Below are 23,993 nucleotides of genomic sequence, written 5' to 3'. Positions count from 1 at the left end.
CTCCACCGGACTCGACCCGGTCGTCGTAATCGCCACGTCGGTCATCGGATACTCCCTTTGCTCAGGGTGTACACCGAGTCCTTGATAGTCCCTGCGATCTCGGCGTGGATCCGGAAACACTCGATGCCCCTTGGTGGAACGAATTTCCGCCGTGAGCAGGGCCGACGTCGAGGACGACTCGGCCTCGCCGGTCACCGTGGCGTTCCCGATTGAGCCGGCCGACGGGTGGATCGAGGCGCAGTGGGGCCGCTTCGGGGATTTGGGGGGGAACACGCAGCCGAGGTGGGATGTCCTGTGTCGTTGGCGCATGTGAGGATTGCGCGGTGACTGACATGGGTTGGGATGCGGCGCTGGTGGGGCGGGGCGAGGAGGTCGCCCGGCTCGAGGAGGCGTTGGCGCGGGGGCGGGCGGGGGATCCGTGTGCCGTGTTGCTCGCGGGGGACGCCGGGGTGGGCAAGACGCGGTTGCTCGCGGAGGCGGCTGCTCGGGCGGCCGGGGCCGGGATGACCGTGTTGACCGGGCACTGTGTGGACCTCGGCGATGTCGGGCTGCCCTATCTGCCGTTCGTCGAGGTGTTGCGCGGGCTGGACGCCGATGTGCGGTATGCCGACGTGTTGGCCGCGCATCCGGCTGTCGAGCGGCTGCTGCGGGCCGGTGGGGGTGCGGCGGAGTACGCCGGTGCGCTGCCGGACGCCGGGGTGCGGCTGCGGTTGCTGGAGGACGTCGCCGCGCTGCTCGGGGACCTCGCCGAGCAGGCTCCCGTACTGCTCGTGGTCGAGGACTCGCACTGGGCCGACCAGTCGACCCGCGACCTGCTGCGCTTCCTGCTCAGCCGGCTGCTGCCACAGCGTCCGGGCGGCGCCGCGTACCAGCGGCTCACCGTGTTCGTCTCCTACCGCTCCGACGACCTGCATCGGCGACACCCGCTGCGCCCGCTGCTGGCCGAGCTGGTTCGGCTGCCCTCCGTCGGGCGGTTGGATCTGCGGCCGATGGACGACGACGACGTCGCCAGCCTGGTCCGTGGCCTGGCCGCCGATCCGCTGCCCGAGGACACCGTGCGGGCCATCGTCGAGCGGGCCGAGGGCAACGCGTTCTACGCGCAAGAGTTGCGCGCCGCGACCGATGCCACGGCCGGCGGCGTGCCCAGCGGCCTGGCCGAGGTGCTGCTCACTCGGATCGAGCAGATGTCCGGCACCGCCCAGCGGGTGATCCGCACCGCCGCCGTGGGCGGCCGCCGAGTCGAGCACGGGCTGCTCCGGGACGCTGTCGACCTGCCCGACGAGGAGTTGGACACCGCACTGCGCGAGGCGGTCGGACGGCACCTGCTGGTGGCCGCCGAGGGGGACGCCTACGCGTTCCGGCACGCGCTGATTCGCGAGGCGGCGTACGCGGACCTGTTGCCTGGCGAACGAGTGAGGATTCACGGGGTGTTCGCCCGTCTGCTCGGGGACGCGCGGCGGCGGGCAGGCAGTGCCGCCGAGCGCGCCCACCATCACCGGGCGGGTCACGACCTGCCCGGTGCGCTCACCGCGTCGGTCGAGGCGGCCGATCACGCCGCGCGCGTCGGTGCACCCGCCGAGGAGATGCGCCGGCTGGAGGCGGCCCTGGAGGTGTGGGACGCGGTGCCGAACGCGCGGGAGTTGGTCGACACCGACGACGTGTCACTGATGTTGCGCGCGTCCGCGGCCGCAGTCCGGGCCGGAGAGGCGCACCGCGCCGTCGTGTTCGCGCGTACCGCGCTGGACCGGCTCGGCGCGCACGCGGACGTCGACCTCGCGGTGACGGTCCGCTATACGCTCGCCTCCAGTTTGATGAGCGTGGACGAGCTGCAGGCCGCGTTCGAGTTCAGCAGCCAGGCGCTCGCGATGATCCCGGCCGAGCCACCGTCACGCACGTGGTTGTGGGCGGCGGCCACGTATGTGCAGGCCGCGTACTACTCCAGAGACGACGAAACCGCCCGGCGGGTCGGTCGCCAGGTGCTGGCGGTCGCCGAGGAACTCGGAACCGACGACGCCCTCGCCGACGCGATCATCTCGCTGACCGGCCTGGAGTGGGCCAGTCGGCAGTCCCCCGAAGGTCGCGAACGGCTGCAACAGGCCCGCGAGTTGGCCCGTCGGTCGGGCAACACGACGATCGAGTTGCGGGCGCTGTTCAGCCTGGCGATGGGCTCCTTCGAGTCCGGCCTCCTCCAGGAGAGCCTGCGCTGGTTGGACGACGGCCTGGAACTGGCCCGGCGTACCACCAGGTCCTCGTCGCCGTTCCCGCTCGAAATGCGCTATCTGCGCGCCCAACTCCTGTACACACTGGGTCACTGGGACGACGCCCTGGCGGCGGTGCCCTCGACGGTGACGTCGTCGGCGTTCGGGCACGTCGCGGGGGCGGCACTGCACGTGCCGCTGGGTCGCGGCGAGCCCGGTGTCGCGGAGCGGGCGCGGGCCCTGTTCGAGGCGCGCCCGTTCAACTGGCTGGGTACGCTCGTGGGCGGTCTGGTGCTGACCGACGAGGCGGCCTGGCGCGGTGATTCCGACGCGGCGGCCGACTGGGCGCGACGTGTGCTGGGTGAATTGGCCGAGGAGCGCAACCCGTACCCGGACGTGGGCATCCGGCTGTCCGCCCTGGCGCTGTCCGCGATCGGCGACACGGCGGCCGAGCTGCGGGCGGCGGGCGACACCGAGGACGTGGGGCAAGCGGTCGCGACGGCACGGGAGTTCATCGAACTGGCCCGTACCACGGCCGGCTGGCCCGGTCGTCGCTATCCGAGCACCGGGTCGGAGGGTCGTGCCTGGTTGCTGCGCGCCGAGGCCGAGTGGTCGCGGGTGTCCGGCGAATCGGACGTCGCGCTGTGGGAGAAGACGGTCGAGGCGTACGGCTACGGCAACGTCTTCGAGGGCGCGCGGAGCGAACTGCGGCTGGCCCAGGCATTGGTGGCGGTGGGCCGTCGGGACGAGGCGGCCGACCTGGCGCGGCGCGTGCGGGAGACGGCGGATCGGCTGGGGTCGGTGCCGCTGCGGGACGCCGTGGACGCGGCGGTTCGGCGCGCGCGACTGGGCGATCCGGGCTCGGCGCCGGCCGGCGAGGCGATGTTGACCGCGCGCGAGCAGGAGGTGTTGCAGCTGCTGGCCAAAGGGCGAACCAACCGACAGGTCGGCGAGGAGCTGTTCATCAGCGCCAAGACCGCGAGTGTGCACGTCTCCAACATCATGGCCAAGGTCGGTGCGTCTCGCCGCACCGAGGCGGTGGCGCTGGCTCGGCGCAGAGGGTTGATCCCGGACTAGGGTCGGGCGCCGACGGCGGGGCGGACGCTTCCCGGCGCGGCGTCGAGTTCGGGCCAAGCCGGTGAACGGCCGAGCACAGGTGAACGTGTCCGGCGGCCACGGCATCCGGATCTGTTTCGCCGGGCTTTCGAACCCATCGACACCCGTAGCGCACCCCGGTGCCGGGCATACCGTACTTGTCGGCCGGGAGGGGTTCGAGGATGACCGGGCAAGTGCCTGCGGAAATGGGCCAGTTCGACGAGCTGGGGCAAGGGTACGACACTCCGTTCGACGGGGACGCGGCGAACGCGGGCCTGGGACGGATGGTCACCCGGTTGCCGGTCGCGCTCGCCCAGGTGTGGCGGCTGTCCCGGGCGGCGAGTCGGCGTGCGACGTGGCTGCTGGTGCTCGCGCAGTCGGCCGCGGGGGTGGCCACCGCCCTGGCATTGCTGGCCACCGCACGGGCGTTGGGGGCGCTGTTCGCCTCGGGGCCGGCGCCGGATCGGGTCGGCGCGGCGCTGCCCGCGGTGGTCGCGGTGGTGCTGGCCACGACACTGCGGGCGGGGTTGGAGACTGTCGTGGCGGCGACCCAGGCGCGGTTGTCGCCGGGAATCCGCCGGGTGGCCGAGAACCGGCTGCACGCCGCGGCGGTCGGCGCGGACCTGGGCGCGTTCGACGACGCGGACTGGCACGACGCGCTGGCCCGGGCCCGGGATCGCGGCATCGACCACGCGCAACTGGCCCTCGGGCACGCGGTCGAGCTGCTCGGGGCGCTGGTCGGCCTGCTCGTCGGGATCGGCGTGGTGACCGGGTTGCATCCGGTACTGCTGCCGCTGCTGGCCCTGTCGATCGCACCGCAGGGGTGGGCGGCGCTGCGTTCGGCCCGGATCGGCTTCGAGGGCATGGTGCAGCGGATGACGCTGTATCGGCGGCTGTGGCTGTTCGCCGATCTGCTCAGCGCCCGGGAGGCGGCGGCGGAGGTGCGCGCCTGTACCGCCGAGCGGCCGTTGCTCGCCGAATTCCGGCGGCTGGCCGGGTCGGTGGAGCGGGCCGAGGTCCGGGTCGGCTATGCGCAGGTCCGGGTGGGCGTGATCGGACGGACCCTGTCCGGCCTGGCACTGGGCGCCACCTACGTCGCGCTTGGCCTGCTGGTGCGCGCCGAGATCGTGCCGCTCGCGGTGGCGGGCACGGCGGTGTTGGCGGTGCGCACCGCGAGCGGTTCGCTGGCCACGTTGATGGTGGCCGTCGACCGGCTCTATGAGAAATCCTTGTACATCACCGACTATCACGCGTTCCTGGACGAGGCGAGCGCGCGTTCGCGGCCGTCGGCGACCCGGGCGGTGCCGGTCGGCTTCGCCGAGATCCGGCTGCGGGACGTGTACTTCGCCTATCCCGGCAGCGCGCAGTCGGCCCTGCGCGGGGTGGACCTGGTGATCCGTCGCGGGGAGACGGTGGCCCTGGTCGGCGAGAACGGGTCGGGAAAGACCACGCTCGCACTCCTGTTGGCCGCGCTCTACCACCCGGACAAGGGCACGGTGCATTGGGACGACGTCGATCTGGCCGAGGTCGATCCGGTCGGGATCCGCGAGCAGGTGGCGCTGGTCATGCAGCAGCCGACCCGCTGGCCGCTGACGGCGCGCGGCAACATCGTGCTGGGGCGCGCCGATCGGGTGGACCCGGACGGCGCGGCCATGGAGAGGGCGGCGCGGGACGCCGGCGCGGACGGGCTGATCTCGCGACTGCCGCGCGGGTACGAGACGTTGTTGTCGAAGAAGTTCCGGGCCGGGGTGGATCTGTCCGGCGGGCAGTGGCAGCGGATCGGCATCGCGCGCGGATTCTATCGCGATGCGCGGCTGTTGATCGCGGACGAGCCGACGGCGGCATTGGACGCGCGGGCGGAGCACGCGGTGTACGCGAACATCCGGCGGTTGGCGGCGGGGCGGACGGTGGTGCTGATCAGTCATCGGCTGGCTTCGGTGCGGGAATGCGATCGGATCGTGGTGCTTCGGGGTGGTGCGGTGGCGCAGCAGGGTACGCACGAGCAGTTGATGCGGGAGGGGGGCCTGTACGCGGAGCTGTATCGGTTGCAGGCGGCGGCGTACGGTTGAGTTGGGTTTGGTGGGGTTCGCCTTTGGCGTCGCGGGCCTCGTGCGCACGTCGGGCTGGGCGGCCTCATGCGCTTGCCCGGCTGGGTGGCCTCATGCGCCGGCCGGGCTGGGTGGCCTCATGCGCCGGCCGGGCTGGGTGGCCTCATGCGCCGGCGGGGCTGGGTGGCCTCATGCGCCGACCGGGCTGATTGGCCCGGAAGTGCCCCGCCTACAGCTCGTCGAGCAGTAGGAGTGATGGGGGGCGGTGTGTGGGGGTGCGGTTCAGGCGGAGGAGTTGGTGGAGGGCGCCGGCGGTGCCTGGGAGGAGGCCGGTTGTGGTGTCGGTGGTGGACTTGGTGAGGGGGCCGTAGGTTTCCAGGGCGGTGAGGAGGAGGGCATCCAGGTCGTCGGGGGTGGGGGCGTCGGGGACGTGGGTGCGGAGGCGTTCGGGGGCGCCGTGGAGGAGGGTGTCCAGGAGTTCCCAGGAGCCCAGGTCGCCGTGGCACAGGGTGTAGTCCCAGCCGAAGCCGGTGCGCCGGGTCGCCGCCGCGGCGCGGAGTGCGCGGTCCAGATGGGCGTGGTCGCCGGTGCGTACGTACAGGTCCCAGGCGGCCAGGCCGATGCCGGTGCTGCCGTGGCACCAGGAGTCCAGGTACAGGACCTGGTCCGCCTCCCGGCCGTCGAGCCAGGCACCGACCTCGGGTCGATACAGGTTCTCCTGGAACGCGCGGGCCAGCCGGGCGAGTTCGAGCTGCTCGGGGTGGTCGGTGACCAGACCCAGGCGGGTCAGTGCCCAGTCGAAGCCCGCCGCGCCGTGGGCGAATCCGCCGATACCGTGCGGGAAGAGTGCGGTCGGCCAACGGGCCGCCCGTCCGTGCTCGGTGTCCTCGACGACCGCGCGCTCGACCAGGAGCGCCCCGGCGGACTCCGCGACGCCGCGCCAACGGTCGTCGCCGGTCCGCTCGGCCAGTGCCAGCAGTGGGACCACGAGCCCGGCCGCGCCGCCCGCGACGTCGAGGATCGAGTCCTGGGCCAACAGATCCGACGCGCGCTCCGCGTGCCGGATGGCCCGGTCCAGGTACGACTGCCGGCCCGAGGTCGCGCCCAGCGCCAGCCAGGTGCGCACCGCCGCGCCGATCCCGTCGAAGGCGCCGAGCCGGGTGACGGGTACCGCGTCCTCCATCGCGGCCAGCGCCCGGATCGCGCCGTCGGTGATGGCGTCCAGCTCGGGCACCGTCGGGACCCGACCGGTGCGCGACTGGGCCAGATAGGCGTCCAGCGCCAGTGCGACACCGGCCTGCCCGCTGTAGAAGTCGGCGGCGAACGGCCGTACGCTGAACCCGCCTTCGGTGTATACCGGTCCTATCCAGGTGGCCGTGCCGTCCGTGCCCACCACGGCTCGTGAGCACAGGTCCCGAGCCATGCGAGCGGCCAGGTCGCGGCGACGTTCGTCCAGCCGGCCGGTCCGGACCGGCAGGTCCCGGCGTCGATTCGCCTCGGGCATCGCGCTGCGATCGCGATAGACGCCCAGCAGCGAGGAGCGGATCATCACCTCCTCGAACTCCGGGTCGCCCGCCCGCCAACGCTCGACGCTCGCGTCGATCAACCGGACCGGCTCGCCCCAAGTGGTGCCGCGCGGGCCGTCCATCCGGCCGTCCTCGGGCCGCACGCCGAAGAAGGGGATGTCGCCGTCGAGGAGATCGGCGACCTCGGCACCGACCACCTCGGGTGTGGAGGGCGCGCCGTGCAGGGCCTTCGCCTGCCGGGTCAGCACATCCCGGGCACGCTCGACCGCGGCCGGCTCGTCGTGCAGGGACGCGGGGTGCCAGAGCATCCGGGCGATCTCGACGTAGACCTGGGTGGGGCGCAGCACCACGCGCAGGTCGCAGCCGAGGAAGGCGTCCAGGATCGGGCACAGGCGGCCGGCCCGGTCCAGGCCGTCGAGTCGGCCGCGCAGGTCGCGGTAGCCGCGCACGATGTCGTCCTGATGGGCCATCGGATCCGCGTCGGGAGCGGGCAGGTTGGCTGAACCGGCCACCTCGGCGGGCTCCATCGCCAGGCGGGCCAGGTCGGTGCCGGCGCCGGCGATCACCGGTACCGGGATGCGCGGTTGTTGCTCGGGCAGCGCGCCCACGGCGGACATGTCCACGCCCTGGAGTACGAGTTGCGCCAGCCGCATGGGCAGTAGCCCGGTGCGCAGCACGGTTCGGCGGACCGAGGCGGCGGCGGTGTCGAAGGCGTCGCCGAGTCCGCTTTCGCCCACGTTCGGTTCGGGGCTGAACAAGGTTTCGCAGTCGACCACCCACGGGACGGGGCCCTGGGCGATCACGTTGTCCGAGTGCAGGTCGGTGGCGCCGAGCAGTTGCATCACGCACATCCACTCGCCCAGGCCCTGGTAGAAGCGGGCCTGTTCACGCATGTCGGCGCAGTGGCGGTGCTCGATGTGCTCGGCCCAGCCGTAGTCGTCGCCGAGCAGGACGCGCGGGACCCTGATCCGGTCCGCGTGCGCGGTGCCGGCCAGGAGTGCGTCCAGGGTTGTGGCGAGCGCGGTGTCCACGGCCAGCGGACGGGGCTTGTACACCGCGCGGCCGGCTTCGAAGCGCACCAGGGCGACGGTTCGGCCGCCGCGATGCGAGTCACCGGCGTCCAAGCCGATCTCGATCAGCTCGCCGGGCGGGGTGCCGAGCAGCTCGGTCAGGCGCGGGCGGTCGGCGGCCAGGCGGCGGGCCAGGGCGAGCAGCGCCGCGCAGCGATTGCGGATCACCCGGTCCAGGCGCGGCGCGAACGCCGGGTAGTCCGCGTCGAGTTCGCTCCAAAAGCGCGTCTCGGCGGCGAGTTCGAGGAATTCGTCCCAGCGCTGCTCACTGGTGTCCCGGGTGAGTCGGCCGGAGATCCGTGCGGCGTGCAGTTCGAGCAGGAGCAGCCGGTTGGCCTTGGGGCGGACCGCGCCCAGCAGGGAGCGGTGGGCGGCCTGTTGCAGGGTGTCCCGTTCGGCCGCCGACAGGGGATCCGGCACCGCGTGCAGCCGGCGTCGGAAGCGGTCCAGGGCGGGCTCGATCAAGGGCTCCAACGCGGCGTCGAATTCGCCTGCGTCGTCGTACGTCACCACCGGGCGGGGCCGGACCGGGATTGCCATGCGCGGATCGCCACCCATCGATGACGGACCCGCCGCCCGGAGCCCGTCGCGGTGCGACGGTTCCGAACGGCGGGTCGTTGAGGTACGGATCAACAGCAGGCGCGAGTGCGCGACCAGGAGCACGCGGTGCCGCAGCTGATCGCGGCGACGTCGATCTCGGTGAGGCCCTGTTCGGTTGCGGTTCCGCCGATGTAGAGCGAACCGGCGGGGTTCTCCACGCCGTCGGCCGATTCGGCGCCGGAGCGCCAGGCGTTGACGACGGTGTTCCGAGCGGCATTCGATGCGGTGTGCATAACGATACCTTTCCGCCGATGCCCGACGTTCCCGGCGGGTACGCCGGGTTCACCAGTCATCGACCCTGGGTTAGGGAAGTGCGGCAGGCTCACGTTAGCGCCGGAAGCCCGGCTGCGACAGACCCTGTTTCGGACCGATGAATTCCCTTTTCCGGAGCGGGATTTGGCTGGTTCATCCGACGTCGGCAGACCAACCGGTGCGGGTGCGTGGGGCGTGCGGAGCGGTCCGGCGTGCGATTTCCGGCCCGGATCCGCACCGGGATACCGCCCGGCTCTTGTCATTGGTCTAGTCCATTGACACCCTGGCCCGGGAGTTACGTGCGCGCGGCGTGCGCGAGGGAGATCGGATCGCGTTGATCTTCGCCGGCCGCGAATGGGCCGACTACGCGGTCGCCTACTGCGCGGTGCATCGGGCCGGCGCGGTCGCCGTGCCACTCCCGAAGCGGCTGCCGCCCGCCGCCCTGCACACGATGCTCGCCCACTGCGCCGCCACCGCCGTCCTGCACGGCGCCGATATCCGGCCGGCACCGACCGACGCGTGGAGTTCGCCCGCCGCCGACTCCGTCCGCCGCGGACCGGGCCGAGGGCGGCCGTACGCCCGACGCGCATCGACCCGCCCCGGATCGGCCCGAGCGGCGCCGCCCCATTCGAACCGGCCCCCCGACGGCGACAGTTGGCGCACTCGCGACACTTCCTGCACGCGTTCCCGATCGGCACCAACGCGGGCCGGACGTTGGTGCTGAACGCGCTGACCGAGCGCGACCTGCGCACCCGATTTCCCGAACACGGCGCCGACGCGCTGCGAGCGGTTCGAGGTGGTGCCCGGCTCGGTCTACGGTCTGGCCCAGTCGTTGTCCTTCGACTTCGCGTTCACCGCGCTTTTCGCGCGCGGCGATGGCGCAGATCCAGGCCGCCGACCCGAGCACCGCTGCCCTCGCCGGACACCCACGGCGCCGACTCGCGACCCGACCGGCGGTCGATCGCCGCCCGGCCGCGGTGTAGTGCGTCGCGCATCCATCGGTCGGCGTCCTCGATCACCCGACCTCGGACCGGGACACATCCGGTTCGACCACGAACTCGCCTGCCTGCGAGGCAAGATGCCGCCGCTGCCAGAATGGGCGGTCGGCCCAGCGGCGCTCGGCCGCGTACGCGTCGCGGTGGTTGCGGCAGTAGGCCCGAAGCAGGTCCGTGAGCCGGGCCCGGTACGCGTCGGGCGCATCCCGGCGACCCGCCAGACACGCCTCGACGGTGTGGCCGGCGGTCAGGCCGGTGTACAGCGCGCTGAGGATGCCCTGCGCGGACAGCGGGTCGAACGCGGCGGCTGCGTCGCCCACCGCGATCCAGCCGTCACCGCAGACGCGGTCCAGATGCGCGCCATGCGCGGGCGCTCGGCGCGGCACCGCCTCCGTCGGCAGCGGCCACCGGGCCAGCCGTGGGCCGACCTGACTCGTCTCGGCGAGCAGAGCCCGGTAGCGGGCCGGGTCACCCGCTCGCGCGGCGGGCAGATCGGCGTCGGTGAAGTAGACCACCAGACGCCGGTCGCCGGGCAGCAGCGCGGTGTACCACCAACCGTCCGCGCCGGATTCGACCAGCGTACTCGCGTCGGTGTCGGGCTCGGCCGGATCGGTCAGGGTCAGGTGCACCGCGACCAGTGCGTCGTGCGTGTGGCGGCGGGCGCCGCCGCTCCCGATCGCCACCGTCGCACGGCGTCCGGTCGCGTCGACGACCCAGTCGCAGCCCACGACTTCGCGCCGGACGGGCCGTCCCAGCGGCACGGACCAGCTGCCGTCCGGCCGCCGCACCGGCGCGCCGACCGGGGTGTGCTCGGCCACCTCGGCACCGGCCGCCCGGGCACCATCGCGCAATCTGCGGTCGAACAGGGGGCGATCCAGGTGCCGGCCGGGCCCGTTCGGGTCGTTGATCGCGGAGACCGTGCTCGGCTGCGGCGACCCCCACGCGGACAGCGTGGCGTAGCAGGGCAGATGGCCAGGCCCTGGGACGTGCTCGGCGACACCGAGGTCCGCCAACAGCACCCGGGCCGCACCCGGCAGCGCCTCGCCGACCGCCGGCGGGCCGGTACCCGCATCGGCGAGCAGGACCGAACGCCCCGCGCGTGCCAGCGTGATCGCGGCCGAGGCGCCGGCCGGCCCGCCGCCGGCGACCACGACGTCATAGCGCTGCCGGCGGGCAATCGGCGCCCCGACCCCGGTCACGGGACGTCCCGACACGAGCGGACACCAACGTCCCTCACACGCACTCCCCGCCCGGCGCAACGCCGTCGGCGGTCACGCGCGCGCCAACGCGCGCCGCAACGCCGCCTGGGGACACGCGTGCCATCCGTGACCCGGCCGCCCGTCTCGGCCTTCCGACGCACGACGCGACCTACCCGCGGCCCTGCGTAGCCCACGCGCGACGGGGCTCCGCCGCCGGTCACCGCGTATCCGACCGCCGTGCGATCCCCGCCCCGGTCAGGGCGAGTCCAGGTACGGGTCGATGTTGTCGACGTAGCCCACCGTCACGTCCGCCGCAAGTTGTCCGGTGGCGTCGGCGACGCCGCGGATGACCGCCTCGGCCGCGGCCGGCTCCGGTACGTGGACGTTGACCAGGTTGTTGGCGTCCGAGGCCTGATCGAACGGCGGTTCCGGCGGCGACTCGACCTGCATGCGCGTCGGGAACCGGCCGTCTCCGACCGTGTAGGGCCGCACCTCGACGATGCCGAGCTTGTGCCAGCCGTCGACCATCTGCCGGCGCTGCGCCTCGGGCGTGGTTCCGGTCAGTCCGCGCAACCACACCGCGCGGTGCGCGAACGCGGCCTCGCGATCGGTCGATCCGGTGCCGTCCGGCCGGTTGACGGCCTCGTAGTCGCTCTGCTTGAGCACGTGGTTGGGTACCCGCGCGGGCCAGAACGTCGGCACGTACGGGTCGTAGCGCGGCCCGAGGCCGGCCTGTGACTCGTAGCCCGCTCGGCAGCCTGCGGTGTCGGTTTGCCAGGGCACCGCCATCCACCGACTGAGGTCGCCCGGACCCTGCGCGTGCAGTGGACCGTTCGCGGCCAGCGCCGCATCCGGGGTCAGCGTGTCGCCGTAGTCCGGATCGGGATCGCCCTCGGCCCGCACCCGGATCCGGAACGGCTCGGTGAACATGGACGCGTGCCGGATCGGCCAGGTCACCTCGATCCCGGGATGGAACGCGTCCGCCACGCAGAAGTCCAACGCGGCCCGGTCCAGCAGACCCGGCTGCGCGGCCGGCGGCGCGTCCTCCACGCGGTGCGGGTATCCGGCGAACGCAGTCGCGTCGAAGTCCCCGCGCGACCACGCCAGCAGCAGCTTGTCCTGGGTCGGCGACAGGGTCATGTACTGGCGCACCGTCCTGGGCACACTGGCCATGCCGTCACCGTAGAGCCACGGCCACGGCATCGGCGACTTGTCGTCGCGGTTGTAGTCACGCAGCGCGGTGTACACCTGCCGACGCATCTCGCGATGCTCGACCGCCGGGCTGGACAACCGGCGCAGTGCCTCGGGCGCGAGGAAGTACTCGGAGCCCGCCCACCCGAACTTGGCCGCGAATCCGGCGTTGACCCACTGGAGTTCGCAGAACCGGCGCAGGATCGGCTCGATGTGTTCGCCGAAGGAGACCCGGGCCGGGAAGGGCAGTTGGCCGGTGGTGACGAACACGTCGAAGAGCAGATCGTAAAGGGTGCGCACGGTGCGCACGTCGGGCGCGAAGTTGGGCGGCGCGACCACCACCCAGGCCGGGTCCACCGGTACGCCGACGCCGTCGATGGTGACCGAGGCGGTGACCGGACCATCGGAAATGTCGTCGTACCAACCGTCGTTGTTGGTCACCGAGGCCAGTGGCGCATGATCGGGCGAGCCGGAGGCGCCGAGTCCACCGAGGACCACCAGTCGACCGTGCTCGTCGGTGCGCATCTCGCCCAGGGGGACGTCGACCCGACCCAGGAATCGGCCGCCGGCGAACGGCACCCGGCCGCCGGCCGCGGCGTCGAGCGTCTTGCGGCCGGGGTCGATCACCAGCGAGCGGCGATCGGTGACGTGCGGATTGCGGCGCGCGGACGGCCTGGCCGCCGGGTCCCGGGAGTCGGGGATGTCCAGGGGCAGCTGGAACTGGTACCACGCGGCCTTGCGATTGGCCACGTGCACGCCCCACGTGATCCGGGTGCCCGGGTCGGCGACGGTCACCTCGCGCACCACGCGCCCATCGGCGGCGTGGCCGTACAGCCGGAAGCGGGCCGCCTGGCGCTTGATCGCGCCGTCCGCGTCCTTGCTGAAGCCCGGCGGGAAGGGCTCCGGATCGGGAGTCTCCGGTCCGTAGTACCAGCCGTCCGGGCGCGTGCTGTTGCCCACGCGCGCGACGCCGATGGCCGGATGGATCCGTACCCGGACGATGCGGTCGTCCGTCCGCCTGTTGCCGTTGCGGTCGCTCACAGCACTCCCGTTGGTCTCGTCCGCCCACGCCGTCGGGTCCGAAGCGCCCGTACGGGGTGTGCTCGTTCCGACGTGCGATCACACGTCGTGCGTGCGCAATTCCACGCTGTCCAACCGGGATTGCCCGGCGCAAGACCCCAGTCGGGTGACAACGCCCGGGTTCGTCGCGTGCGATGGACGGGCGACCGGCCGAAGTCCGTGAAGCCGCGCGGCTTCCACGTCCGCTTCACACCGACCGGGCGGGGTGCGAATCAGGAAGCGGGTGAGCCCGGCGAGTGCCCGCCGGGTCCGGCGCCGCCGATCTCGGATCCGCCATCCGGGTGACGAACGGCACGGTGGGCTCCGGTGGTCGACGGTTGTCCGCAGGGTGTGCGCTCTCGTACGCTCCGGACGCCGACGCAATTCGTCGGCGCACGTCGATCCGTTCGGATCGCCGTGCGACAACCGAATATTCGAAGCCCAGGGGAAGCCGGTCGAATTCCGGCGCTGACCCGCAACCGTAGGCGGTGACCGACCGGTCGCCGCGAGTCGGAATGCCTGGGTTCATTCGATCTCGAAGGCTCCAGCTGTCGTGGACTGCACGCTGAAGCCCGGATTCCGCGGCCGACGCCTGTCTTCGGCCGGACGCCCGGGACTCGTCGTTCCCGCCGTCCGCGCCCGCGTCCACCGTCACGAAGGGAATCCGTCCGTGAAGATTACGCCATCCTGGACAACCTGCACCGGTTCTTCGTCTTCACCGTGCTCACCTCCACCTTCGGCTGGGACACCGGACGCGCGATCACCAACTGCGTCGCCATCGTGCTCGTGGGCCCGGCGGTCCTGGCCGCGCTGCGCCGAGCCGCCCGCAAGGCGGCCTTCGAGGCACCGATCGTCTTCGAGCCCGACGGCCCGCCGAAACCGGCGACGGCGACCGCGACCGCGAAGCAGCCCTAGACCACGGACCCCCGCACGCTCAAGGCCCCACCACGGCCGGCCTCGAAGCGCCGGCCGGCCGGCCCGGGCGCCGCACCGCCCACACCGACGGCACCCGAACCCGCGCCGCCCGCACCCGAACCGGCCCCCGCCGCCGGCGCGATCCGCAAGCGCAGCACCGCAGCCTCGCGCGCATACCGCCGCACCGGGAACTCGTCGGTGTCGGCCACCGCACCCAGAATCCGTACCGCGGCGGCAGTCGCCTTGACCGCGGCCTCCACCGCGGCCGGCTCGGCCACCGACGCCTGGCGGGTGTACGAAATGCCCGCGTCGCGACGCCGGGCCGCATCCAGGTAGATCGCCCGGGCGGAGTCGACCGCCCCCGCGGGCTCGGCCAGCAGGTGCCGATCGGCCCCGGTCACGAACGCGCCCGCGACATCCAGCGCGGCCTGGGCCAGTCCGGTCGCGCACGCCGCGCCGCCCAACCGGCCCGCGTCCAACAGGTCGAACGCGATCCGCAGACCGCGACCCGGTGCCCCGATCAGCCGCTCGGGCTCCAGGTACACCCCGTCCCAATAGGCGGCGGTGGTCGGGATGGCACGCAGCGCGGTCGCCTCCTCGGGTGCAGCGAAGTAGAGGTACTCGTCGGCGCCCGGAGCCAGGAAGCAGGAAACGTCCGGCCGGGCCGGACCAGTACGGGCGAACACGGTGTGGAAGTGCGCCCGACCCCCGTGCGCGACGGCGAGTTGGGTGCCCTGGAGCAGGTGTCCGGCGCGGGTGCGCTCGGCCCGGCAGGTGACCGCCGAGGGATCGGCTCCGACATGCGGTTCGGAGCGGCTGCCGCCACCGGTCAGCGCGCCGTCGAGCATGCCGGGCAGCCACTGCTCGCGCTGCGCGTCGGTGCCGTGCGCCGCGGTCGGCAGGCAGGCCAGCGTGTGCACGTCCACGGCGCCGGCCACCGCCGCCCAGCGCGCGGCGAGTTCCTCCACCACTTGAAGGTAGACCTCGTACGGCTGGCCGCCACCCCCGTACCGAACCGGGTAGGGCAGGCCGGACAGCCCCGCCCGGCCCAGGGCGGTGAACAAACCGGTGGGATAGCTCGCGTCGGCCTCGCACCCGGTGACCCGGGACGCGAGTTCGCGGTCCGCGAAGGCCCGGGTCCGGGCGATCAGGTCGTGGGCTTCGTCGGTGGGGAGCAGACGGTCGACGGGCACGGGCGCATCCCTGGGGTGGACGGGCGGGCCGGGAAGGAGGCCCGGGTCACCTGGTGCCGTGGCCGGGGACGATCCCCGAGCCGGCGGCGCGGACCCGCCGGACCGGGCCGGGGGATACCAGGACACCTGCGCACGGTAGGTGCACAGCCCATGGCCCGGGATCGTCCGGCGCGACAAAGCCGAGCCGGGTTCTTCGTCGCGGCCCACCTATGGCCTCACCCGCGCTCCTGCCGGGTACGGATCCGGTGGCGCGTCGGTATGGAGGTCCCGCGAGCGGGTCGTGGCATTGGTGCCCGCTGACGGAAAGTGTCGACAGCATTGGTCATTCGGACGAAGAACCCGGTACGTGGCGCGGCCTAGCGTCGCTTACACACCAACCGGAAGGACGCGACATGAGCGCCGAACTGCACACCCGTGCCGTCGTGGCGGACACACACAACGATCTCCTGATGGCGGTGGTGGAACGACCACCAGGCAGGTGGGCGAGTTTCTTCCGAGAGCAGTGGCTGCCCCAACTGCGTGAGGGCGGGGTGGACATCCAGGTGCTGCCGGTGTTCGTGGACGACCAGTTCCGTCCGGAGGGCGCCCTGCGCCGGACGCTGCGGATGGTGGAGTGCGCGCACGCGATCGCCGAGGGCAACCCGGACGAGGTACGGCTGTGCCTGAACGGTGACGACATCGACACGGCCCTCATCGAGGGCAAGATCGCGCTCGTCCTGGCACTGGAGAGCGCGCCGGGGGTGGACGCCGACCTGGAACTGTTCCGCACGCTGTACCGCCTCGGTGTACGAGTCGCCTCGATCGCGCACTGGGGCCGGTCCGCACTGGGCGACGGCAGCGGCGAGGACGCCACCGGCAGCCGGCTCACTCACGCCGGCGTCGAGGCGCTGCGCGAGATGGAACGGCTCGGCATCATCTTCGACATCTCCCACCTGGGGGCCGTCGGCGTGGCGCACGTGCTGGAGCGGGCCACGCGCCCGCTGATCGCCACCCACTCGGGTGCCCGGGCGCTGTGCGATCACCACCGGAATCTGACCGACGAGCAGATCCGCGCCGTGGCCGCGACCGGTGGCGTCGTGTGCGTCAACTTCGTGCCCGACTTCCTGTCCGCCGACCGGTCGAAGCAGACCATTGACGGGCTCGTCGACCACATCGAGCACATCATCTCCCTGGTGGGCATCGACCATGTCGGGATCGGCCCCGACTTCCTGCAGGAGGTGCTCGCGGACATCACTCCGCCGTGCTGCGAAGGCGCGGACTACACCGGTGTGGACACCTCCGCCGAACTGCCCGGGCTGAACGGTCCGGCCGAACTTCCCGCGCTCACCGAGGTGTTGGTGCGGCGTGGATTGGGTGAGAAGGAGATCATGGCGATCCTTGGCGGTAATGTACAGAGGCTGTTCCGCGCCGAGTTGGGCCTGGCCCGATGACCGGCGCGACGGCCGGTTCCGCGGCCGGTTCGAACGCGTTCGACACCGACACGATGCTGGCCGACCTGGCGGAATTGGTGCGGTGCGAGTCGTTCTCCGCCGATCTGGCAGCGGTCGCGTGCAGCGCGGAGGTGGTCGCGGCCCAGGGAACTCGCCATCTCGGAGTCGAACCGCAACGGATCGTGCTGGACGGGGTGACGCACCTCCAGTGGACGTTCGGTACCCCGCGCGTCCTGCTGGTCGGGCACCACGACACGGTGTGGCCGATGGGCTCGTTGGCCACCCACCCGTGGTCGGTGGTGGACGGGATCGCGCGAGGGCCGGGCGTCTTCGACATGAAGGCCGGTCTGGTGCAAATGTTCCACGCGCTCGGCTCGTTGGACTCGCTGGACGGCATCGGTGTGCTGATCACCGGGGACGAGGAGGTCGGATCGACCACCTCGCGCGCCTTGATCGAGGACTCCGCGCGCGGCTGCGCGGCGACCTTCGTCCTGGAGGCGTCCGCCGACGGCGGGGCGCTGAAGACGGGGCGCAAGGGCGGCTCGCAATACGAGTTGGTCGTGCACGGCCGGGCCGCACACGCGGGTCTGGAGCCGGAGAAGGGGATCAACGCGGCGATCGAGGCCGCGCACCTGGTGCTCGCACTCGGCGCCCTGGCCGATCTGGCGGACGAGGGTGCGTCGGACGGATGGCGCACCACCGTGACCCCCACGGTGGTCGAGGCCGGCGCGGTGTCCAACACCGTTCCCGATCGGGCGCGGGTGACCGTGGACGTACGGGTGCCCACGATCAAGGCCCAGGAACGGGTGGACGATTTGATCCGCGGCCTGACCGCGACCGTGCGCGGTGCCCGGGTCGAGGTGCTCGGCGGCCCCAACCGCCCGCCGCTGGAGGAGTCCTCCTCCAGTGCGCTGTTCGATCTCGCCGACCGGGTCGCGAGCGGCAGCGGCCTGCCGCCGCTGCGTGCCGCGGCGGTCGGCGGTGCCTCCGACGGCAACTTCACCGCCGGCATCGGCTGCCCGACCCTGGACGGTCTCGGCGCGGTCGGCGGCGGTGCGCACGCCGACCACGAACACGTCATCGTGGCCGAGTTGGCGCCGCGTACGCTCCTGCTCGCCGGCCTGATCGAGGCGGTCCGATGAACGCCGTGGTCATTCGCGAGCTGCACGAACTCGAGGAGATCGAGGACGCGTTCCACCTGTTCTGCGAGATCTGGGGAACGGGGCCGGGCAACGCGCCGATGGCCGTCGAACAGATGCGCGCACTGTCGCACGCCGGGAACTACGTCGCCGGGGCCTACGTGGACGGGCGACTCACCGGTGCCACCGTCGGGTTCTTCGGTGCGCCGATCGCCCGTACGCTGCACTCGCACATCACCGGCGCCCGCCCCGGCCACGCAGCCGGCTTCGAGCTCAAGGTGCACCAGCGCAACTGGGCGCTGGCCCGCGGCGTCGCCCGGATCACCTGGACCTACGATCCGCTGATCCGGCGCAACGCCTACTTCAACGTGACCAAGCTGGCCGGTCGCCCGGACGGCTACCTGCCCAACTTCTACGGCTCGGTCGACGACGCGATCAACGGCGGCACCGACACCGACCGGGCCATGGTGGTCTGGGACCTGGCCGATCCCAAGGTGATCGCGGCCGTGAACTCCACGCCGATACCGGTCGCGGTGCCGGAGGGCGCGGTGACCGCACTGGCCGTGCGAGACGAGCGGCCGCTGCTGGGCTGCACCGACGCCGCACACCTGCTCGTCGAGGTCCCCGCGGACATCGAGACGCTGCGGCGCACCGACCCGGGTGCCGCCAAGGAATGGCGGATCGCCCTGCGCGAGGTGTTCGGCGGACTGCTCGCCGACGGCGCCCGGGTGATCGGCTTCCAGGACAAGACCCGCTACATCCTCACGCGCGCCGGCAGCGCGTGACCTCCGCCCGACAATCGATCAGGAGCCCAGGCACCATGAAGATCACCGGAATCGAACTGCGCCGAATCGCGATGCCGTTGCGCGCGCCGTTCCGCACCTCCTTCGGCGTCGAGACCGCACGCGACATCCTGCTGCTTCGCGTGGTCACGCCGGAGGCGGAGGGTTGGGGCGAGTGCGTCGCGATGTCCGACCCGCTGTACAACTCGGAGTACGTGGACGGCGCGGTCGACGTGCTCAAGCGTTTCCTGATTCCGGCGCTGCCCGAACGGGTGGACGCGCTGACGGTCAAGCGCACGCTCAAGCCGTTCAAGGGCCACAAGATGGCGAAGGCGGCGCTGGAGACGGGCGTGTTGGACGCCCAACTGCGGACCGCCGGACAGTCGTTCGGGTCCTTCCTGGGCGCCTCCCGGGATCGGGTCCCGTGCGGGGTGTCCGTGGGCATCATGGACTCGATTCCGGAACTGCTGGACCTGGTCGGTCAGTTCGTCGACGAGGGCTATGTGCGGATCAAGCTGAAGATCGAGCCGAACTGGGACGTGGCGCCGGTGCGCGCCGTGCGTGAGCGGTTCGGCGACGACCTGCTGCTGCAGGTGGACGCGAACGCCGCGTACACGCTGGCCGACGCGCGGCAACTGGCCAAGCTGGACGCGTTCGACCTGCTGCTGATCGAGCAGCCGCTGGCCGACGACGACCTGGTCCAGCACGCTCAGTTGGCCAAGCAGATGAAGACCCCGATCTGCCTGGACGAGTCCATCGAGTCGGTCGAGGACGCCGCGGCGGCGATCACCCTGGGCTCCGCGTCGATCATCAACATCAAGCCCGGTCGGGTCGGCGGCTACCTGGAGGCCAAGGCGATCCACGATCTGTGCGTGGCGCACGGCGTGCCGGTGTGGTGCGGCGGCATGTTGGAGACCGGCCTGGGTCGGGCCGCGAACGTGGCCCTGGCCGCGCTGCCCGGCTTCATCCTTCCGGGCGACACCTCCGCCTCGCGCCGCTACTACGCCACCGACATCACCGCGCCGTTCGAACTCGCCGACGGCCACCTCGACGTGCCCACCGGCCCCGGCCTGGGCATCGACCCGATCGTCGACATCCTGGACTCGGTGACCACGTCCAGCGAGTGGATCAAGTTCTGAGCGTCGCACTCCCGCTTCGAGCCTGACCGCGAGTCCGGCCCCGAGCCCCGCTCCGAATCGCGTTCCGAGCAACAGAGGGCGCCTGACCGATCAGCCGATCGGTCGGGCGCCGTCCGCCCATGGAGCGGACATGGGCATCCGCATCATGAGACGCGTTGGACGACGCGTGGCGGGTGTGCGAGGTTCGACGTCATGCGACGTCGGATGATTATTACCGGCAGCGTGCCGACACCGGGCTGACCAGGACGACCATTTCCCTGCGGCCCACCGTCCGCACGCAGACCTCTCGCGCTTCGCGAGGGGTCTTTCTGTTTTCCGGACCTCCTTCCGATCCGCACGAGCCACTCGATGCCCCTCCACCCCACTTCGACAGGAGCCCGATCCATGGTTGACGACGGCACCCAGGTCCTCGAAGCCCCCCGATTCGCGGACGTTGCCTCGATGCCGGGCGATTCCACCCCCGCCGCCGTGCCCGGCACCGAGGGGATCGACCCCGGCGCCGAGAGCGCCCGCTTGGTGGCCCGGATGCGACACGGCCGCGGCGTGCTCGCCCGGGTCGCCAGCACGCTGAACAACCACGGCGTACGCCGACTCAGCTATGTCTCCACCGAGTTCGGTGCGGCCACCGTCGAGGTCACCGTGTGCACCCGGGAAGCGGCCCGGGTCGAGGCGAGGCTGCGCCGGATGGTGGAGACACTGGAGGTCACCCGGGTGGTTGGTGGAAATTGACATGAATCGACGAGGATCTCCATACTGCATCTGTAGTCGGATGACTACACATGGAGAACTCGTGCTCTACGGAAGTGCCTTGCGGGACGCCCTCGTCCGCGCGGAGACCACACCCCTCGTCGGTATTCACGACATGTATTCCGCGTCCCTCGCGGCCCGGCACTTCGACGGTTTCTTCGTCTCCGGTTTCGGCTTCGCCGCCTCCTACTACGGGCTGCCCGACATCGGCTTCATCGCCTGGCCGGACATGGTGGCGTTCGTGGAGCGCCTGCGGCTCGCCTTCCCTCGGCAGCACCTCCTGGTCGACATCGACGACGGGTACGGCGACCCGGAGGTGGCCTGCCACGTGGTGCAACGGCTGGGCCGGGCCGGGGCGTCCGGGGTGATCCTGGAGGATCAGATGCGGCCCCGGCGCTGTGGCCACGCCGACGGCAAACTGGTGCTTCCGTTGAGCGAATACCTGGACAAACTGGCGCAGGTGCTGGACAGCCGCGGCGACCTGGTCGTGGTCGCCCGCACCGACGCCACCGAACCGGACGACATCCTGCGCCGGGCGAAGGCCCTCGCCAAGACGGACGCCGATCTGGTCCTGGTGGACGGCGTGCGCAGCGTCGAGTGGATCCGCCGGATTCGGGCTGCGGTCGGCGACAAGCCGCTGCTGTTCAATCAGATCGCGGGCGGCAAGTCGCCCCGCCTGACCCTCTCCGAACTGGCCGAACTCGGCGTGGACGCGGCGATCTACAGCACCCCCTGCCTGTTCGCCGCACACACCGCCATCGACGCCGCGCTGACCGAACTGATCCGCTCCGACGGCCGATTGCCCGAGGCCGACGGCCCGGACGCGGTCGGCGTCCGGACCGCGACCGCACTGTTGGAGAAGAACATCAGCCGTCGGCGCCCCTGGTGACCGCCGGCCGCCGCTCGCACCGGTCGGCGAGCCGGCGGGTGCACACCGCCAGGTGCCGGCCCGCAGAGCGTGGAGGGCCGCCACTGCGACATCTCGGCGATGCTCCGGGTATCGAACCGGGCGGCCTGAGCGCTGCCCGGCCAATTATTCGATGCCGGGCGCGATGCGGTGCAGTTGTCGGCGGTCGTAGTAGGTGGTCATCGCGAAGCCGAAGGCGAGACCGGCCACGATGCCGAAGGCGATGCCGAGCCAGGCCCGGGTCAGACCGGCGTCGGCGCGCGCGTCGAAGTACAGGATGGCGCGCACACCGTCGCTGAGTTGGCGCATCGGCTCGAACACGGACAACACCCGGTAGAAGTGCGGCAGCGCCTGGAGCGGGATGGTCGCGCCCGAGGACGGCAGGGCCAGCACGATGAAGACGAACAAGCTGACCAACTGACCGATCTCGCCGAAGGCCGCGTTGATCGCCTGGACGCCCAGGCCGACGGCGGTGGTCGCGCAGACCGAGAACACCCACAGCAGCGGGAGATGCGCCGCGTCCATGTCCAGGATGCCGATCGTGGCAAGCATGATCAAGGTGGTGGTCAGCATCGACAACACGGCGGACATCGCGCACTTGACCGCGAGTTGATGGGTGCGGGTGATGTGCACCAGCGGCCGTTCGGTACGCAGCGGGCCGATCTCGCTCGCCATGTAGCCGAGGGCGACGTCGACGCCGTTGCCGATGATGTTGCCACCGAGGAAGCCGGCCAGTACCAGGAGCAGCGTGTAGTAGAAGGCGGTCAGGCCCAGTCCGCTGTGCGGGCCGATCGGGTGGCCGACCGCGACGGTGACCGCGATCGGATCGGCGAGCAGCAGCCGGGTCGCGGTGGTGACCTGCCCCGGCCCGGTCGGCGGTGCGCCGGTGAGCGCCGCGCCCAATTGCAAGGAGGCCGCGTGCACGGCCTGTTGGGCGATGGCGGAGGCCAGCGACGAGGCCAGGCTGCCCACCCCGGGGTTGGTCAGCACGGTGACCGTGGGGTGGGTCGGCGCGGCCGGCGCGGGGGCGCCCAGCGCGGCCACCGACGCGGTGAAGCCCGCCGGCACCACGATCGCGCCGTACAACTTGCCCGAGGCCATCTGCTGCCGGACCGAGGCCTCGTCCAGGATCCGCCAGGACACCGTGTCGCCCGGATCGGGCGCGGCTGCGATGCCCTTGGTGATCCGGGCGCCGAGGTTCTCCGCCGTGCCCGCCGGCGCGCCACGGTCCGCGTCGACCAAGCCGATCGGCAGGCGGTGCAGGTCCGCCCGCGGGTTGATGATGCCGCCCATGTAGAGCATGGACAACAGGAAGGCCAACAGCCCGACGATGACCGAGGGCATCACCCAGATCCGCGGGTTGCGCAGCACCTGCCCCGCGCCGACCCAGGGGGCGGACTGGTTCGAGGCCATCACTCTCCAGACGGGCCGAGGGGCGGACCGGCCACCCGCGCGCAGGCACGGCGACGGGCGGGCCGCCGTGGGCGAGATGGTCGCCCCGTCCACGGCGGACCAAACCCCGGATGCGCGGGACGAGCGAAAGCCCGACCCCGCCCCGGAACCCGACGGAACAACTCCCGGTGAGGTCCGGCGAAACGGCCTTCTCGGCTCGGTCCGGCGAAAGGCCCTCCCGAGCCGGAACGGCGAAGAGCCTCGCTCCCGGCGTGGGGCGCCGGGAGCGAGGCCGTCATCGGTCGCGCGTGATCAGGAAATGCTCACGTCGTCCACGAAGAACGTGGTGGTCAGCGAGGAGTCCTCGGCACCCGCGAAGGTGAGGGTGACCGTCTGGCCCGCGTAGGCGCTCAGGTTCACCGTGCGTTGCACGTAGGCACCGGTGGCGCCGACGTTGGAATAGGTGGCAAGCGTGGTCGAGCCGATCTTGACCTTGAGAGTGTCGTAGACCGTGTTGCCGGTCTCCTGGGTGGTGGTCTTGATCCACACGCGCAGGCTCGGCGAACCGGCCGGGATCGTGATGTTGGACTGGCTCACGGTCTCGGTGGCGGTGGAGCCGTAGCCCATCATCCACGCGTACCAGGTCCCGCCGTGCGCGTTACCCGGGCTGCTGTTGGTGATGTCGTTGGCGCTTTGCGTCCAGTTGGCGGTGCCCTGTTCGAAGCCACCGTTTTGGATCGAGTTGCCCGGGGGCGCGTTGCCGACGGTCAGCGTGTACTGGGCGCTGTGTGTGGCGGAGGCGCCGGTACCGGTCACGGTGATCACGTAGGTGCCGTTCGCGGCGTTCGCGGCGGCGGTCGCGGTCAGTGTCGCGGAGGCACCGGACTGGACCGAGCTCGGGGTCAGCGTTACCGAGACGTCGGCGGGCTGACCGGTGGCGCTCAGCGCGACGGTCTGCGCCGCGCCCGAGGTGGTGGTCGTGCCGACCGTGGCCGAGACCGAGGCGCCGGCGAGCACGGAACCCGAGGTCGGGTTGACGCTCATCGAGAAGTCGGGGCCCGGGTTCCCGTTGCAGGTGGGGTCGCCGGTCTGGGCGGGCACGCTGATCGCGTCCCA

General features: G+C 71.8%; 16 protein-coding genes, 2 pseudogenes and 1 riboswitch. Of the genes and pseudogenes, 10 read left to right on the top strand and 8 right to left on the bottom strand.

Annotated features, from left to right (window positions below; translation table 11 throughout):
- On the bottom strand, positions 1 to 195 hold a 195-nt coding region (locus ABZS54_RS32955; protein WP_355544498.1), incomplete at its 3' end, for a hypothetical protein.
- Between the two features lie 137 nt (positions 196 to 332).
- On the opposite strand from ABZS54_RS32955, the gene ABZS54_RS32950 reads away from it, so the two are divergent.
- Both ABZS54_RS32950 and ABZS54_RS32945 read left to right on the top strand, forming a co-directional pair.
- The gene (locus tag ABZS54_RS32950) at positions 333 to 3,275 is read left to right on the top strand and encodes an AAA family ATPase (protein WP_355544503.1); all 2,943 of its coding nucleotides are present in this window, start codon (positions 333 to 335) and stop codon (positions 3,273 to 3,275) included.
- Between the two features lie 200 nt (positions 3,276 to 3,475).
- The gene (locus tag ABZS54_RS32945; RefSeq protein ID WP_355544495.1) at positions 3,476 to 5,362 is read left to right on the top strand and encodes an ABC transporter ATP-binding protein; all 1,887 of its coding nucleotides are present in this window, start codon (positions 3,476 to 3,478) and stop codon (positions 5,360 to 5,362) included.
- A gap of 208 nt (positions 5,363 to 5,570) precedes the next feature.
- Here ABZS54_RS32945 and ABZS54_RS32940 read toward each other — a convergent pair whose 3' ends face one another.
- Both ABZS54_RS32940 and ABZS54_RS32935 read right to left on the bottom strand, forming a co-directional pair.
- Positions 5,571 to 8,477: a type 2 lanthipeptide synthetase LanM family protein gene (locus tag ABZS54_RS32940; RefSeq protein WP_355544492.1), complete on the bottom strand. Its 2,907-nt coding sequence runs from the start codon at positions 8,475 to 8,477 to the stop codon at positions 5,571 to 5,573.
- Between the two features lie 89 nt (positions 8,478 to 8,566).
- Positions 8,567 to 8,770: a DUF6229 family protein gene (locus ABZS54_RS32935; RefSeq protein WP_355544489.1), complete on the bottom strand. Its 204-nt coding sequence runs from the start codon at positions 8,768 to 8,770 to the stop codon at positions 8,567 to 8,569.
- Positions 8,771 to 9,063: 293 nt separating this feature from the next.
- Here ABZS54_RS32935 and ABZS54_RS32930 point away from each other — a divergent pair, with 293 nt between their 5' ends.
- On the top strand, positions 9,064 to 9,513 hold the full coding sequence (locus tag ABZS54_RS32930; protein ID WP_355544500.1) for an AMP-binding protein: 450 nt from the start codon (positions 9,064 to 9,066) through the stop codon (positions 9,511 to 9,513).
- Positions 9,514 to 9,804: 291 nt separating this feature from the next.
- Here ABZS54_RS32930 and ABZS54_RS32925 read toward each other — a convergent pair whose 3' ends face one another.
- Together ABZS54_RS32925 and ABZS54_RS32920 are read right to left on the bottom strand one after the other, a co-directional pair.
- The gene (locus tag ABZS54_RS32925; protein ID WP_355544486.1) at positions 9,805 to 10,983 is read right to left on the bottom strand and encodes a tryptophan 7-halogenase; all 1,179 of its coding nucleotides are present in this window, start codon (positions 10,981 to 10,983) and stop codon (positions 9,805 to 9,807) included.
- Between the two features lie 255 nt (positions 10,984 to 11,238).
- Positions 11,239 to 13,215: a LodA/GoxA family CTQ-dependent oxidase gene (locus tag ABZS54_RS32920; protein WP_355544483.1), complete on the bottom strand. Its 1,977-nt coding sequence runs from the start codon at positions 13,213 to 13,215 to the stop codon at positions 11,239 to 11,241.
- A 463-nt stretch (positions 13,216 to 13,678) separates the two neighbouring features.
- A riboswitch (cobalamin riboswitch) is annotated at positions 13,679 to 13,753 on the top strand.
- Between the two features lie 173 nt (positions 13,754 to 13,926).
- Between ABZS54_RS32920 and ABZS54_RS32915 the strand changes: the two are divergent.
- Positions 13,927 to 14,148: pseudogene (locus ABZS54_RS32915) on the top strand (ECF transporter S component); the annotation flags it as partial.
- On the opposite strand, the gene ABZS54_RS32910 reads toward ABZS54_RS32915, so the two are convergent.
- Positions 14,145 to 15,341 (bottom strand): acyl-CoA dehydrogenase family protein, encoded by a 1,197-nt coding sequence (locus ABZS54_RS32910; protein ID WP_355544480.1) that lies wholly within the window; start codon positions 15,339 to 15,341, stop codon positions 14,145 to 14,147. The pseudogene ABZS54_RS32915 and the gene ABZS54_RS32910 sit on opposite strands and share 4 nt — an antisense overlap.
- Positions 15,342 to 15,733: 392 nt before the next feature.
- Between ABZS54_RS32910 and ABZS54_RS32905 the strand changes: the two genes are divergently transcribed.
- From ABZS54_RS32905 to ABZS54_RS32880, 6 genes are all read left to right on the top strand, one after another.
- Positions 15,734 to 16,771: a dipeptidase gene (locus ABZS54_RS32905; RefSeq protein ID WP_355544477.1), complete on the top strand. Its 1,038-nt coding sequence runs from the start codon at positions 15,734 to 15,736 to the stop codon at positions 16,769 to 16,771.
- A complete protein-coding gene (locus tag ABZS54_RS32900) occupies positions 16,768 to 17,913 on the top strand; it encodes a M20/M25/M40 family metallo-hydrolase (RefSeq protein WP_355544474.1) in 1,146 nt (381 codons plus the stop codon). The genes ABZS54_RS32905 and ABZS54_RS32900 overlap by 4 nt, the downstream gene beginning before the upstream one ends.
- The gene (locus ABZS54_RS32895; RefSeq protein ID WP_355544471.1) at positions 17,910 to 18,695 is read left to right on the top strand and encodes a GNAT family N-acetyltransferase; all 786 of its coding nucleotides are present in this window, start codon (positions 17,910 to 17,912) and stop codon (positions 18,693 to 18,695) included. The genes ABZS54_RS32900 and ABZS54_RS32895 overlap by 4 nt, the downstream gene beginning before the upstream one ends.
- A gap of 35 nt (positions 18,696 to 18,730) precedes the next feature.
- Positions 18,731 to 19,831 (top strand): o-succinylbenzoate synthase, encoded by a 1,101-nt coding sequence (gene menC, locus ABZS54_RS32890; protein ID WP_355544468.1) that lies wholly within the window; start codon positions 18,731 to 18,733, stop codon positions 19,829 to 19,831.
- 384 nt (positions 19,832 to 20,215) lie between these two features.
- Positions 20,216 to 20,560, top strand: a complete 345-nt coding sequence (locus ABZS54_RS32885; RefSeq protein ID WP_355544465.1) for a hypothetical protein — start codon at positions 20,216 to 20,218, stop codon at positions 20,558 to 20,560.
- A 61-nt stretch (positions 20,561 to 20,621) separates the two neighbouring features.
- Positions 20,622 to 21,467, top strand: a complete 846-nt coding sequence (locus ABZS54_RS32880) for an isocitrate lyase/PEP mutase family protein (protein WP_355544462.1) — start codon at positions 20,622 to 20,624, stop codon at positions 21,465 to 21,467.
- A 144-nt stretch (positions 21,468 to 21,611) separates the two neighbouring features.
- Here the strand turns inward: ABZS54_RS32880 and ABZS54_RS32875 are convergent, their stop codons facing one another.
- Positions 21,612 to 22,898 (bottom strand): DUF3533 domain-containing protein, encoded by a 1,287-nt coding sequence (locus tag ABZS54_RS32875; RefSeq protein ID WP_355544459.1) that lies wholly within the window; start codon positions 22,896 to 22,898, stop codon positions 21,612 to 21,614.
- A 291-nt stretch (positions 22,899 to 23,189) separates the two neighbouring features.
- Positions 23,190 to 23,993, bottom strand: a pseudogene (locus ABZS54_RS32870) (hypothetical protein); the annotation flags it as partial.

The organism is Embleya sp. NPDC005575, from assembly GCF_040605455.1.
Classification (GTDB): Bacteria; Actinomycetota; Actinomycetes; order Streptomycetales; family Streptomycetaceae; genus Embleya.
This window is presented reverse-complemented; position numbering and strand designations above follow the sequence as displayed.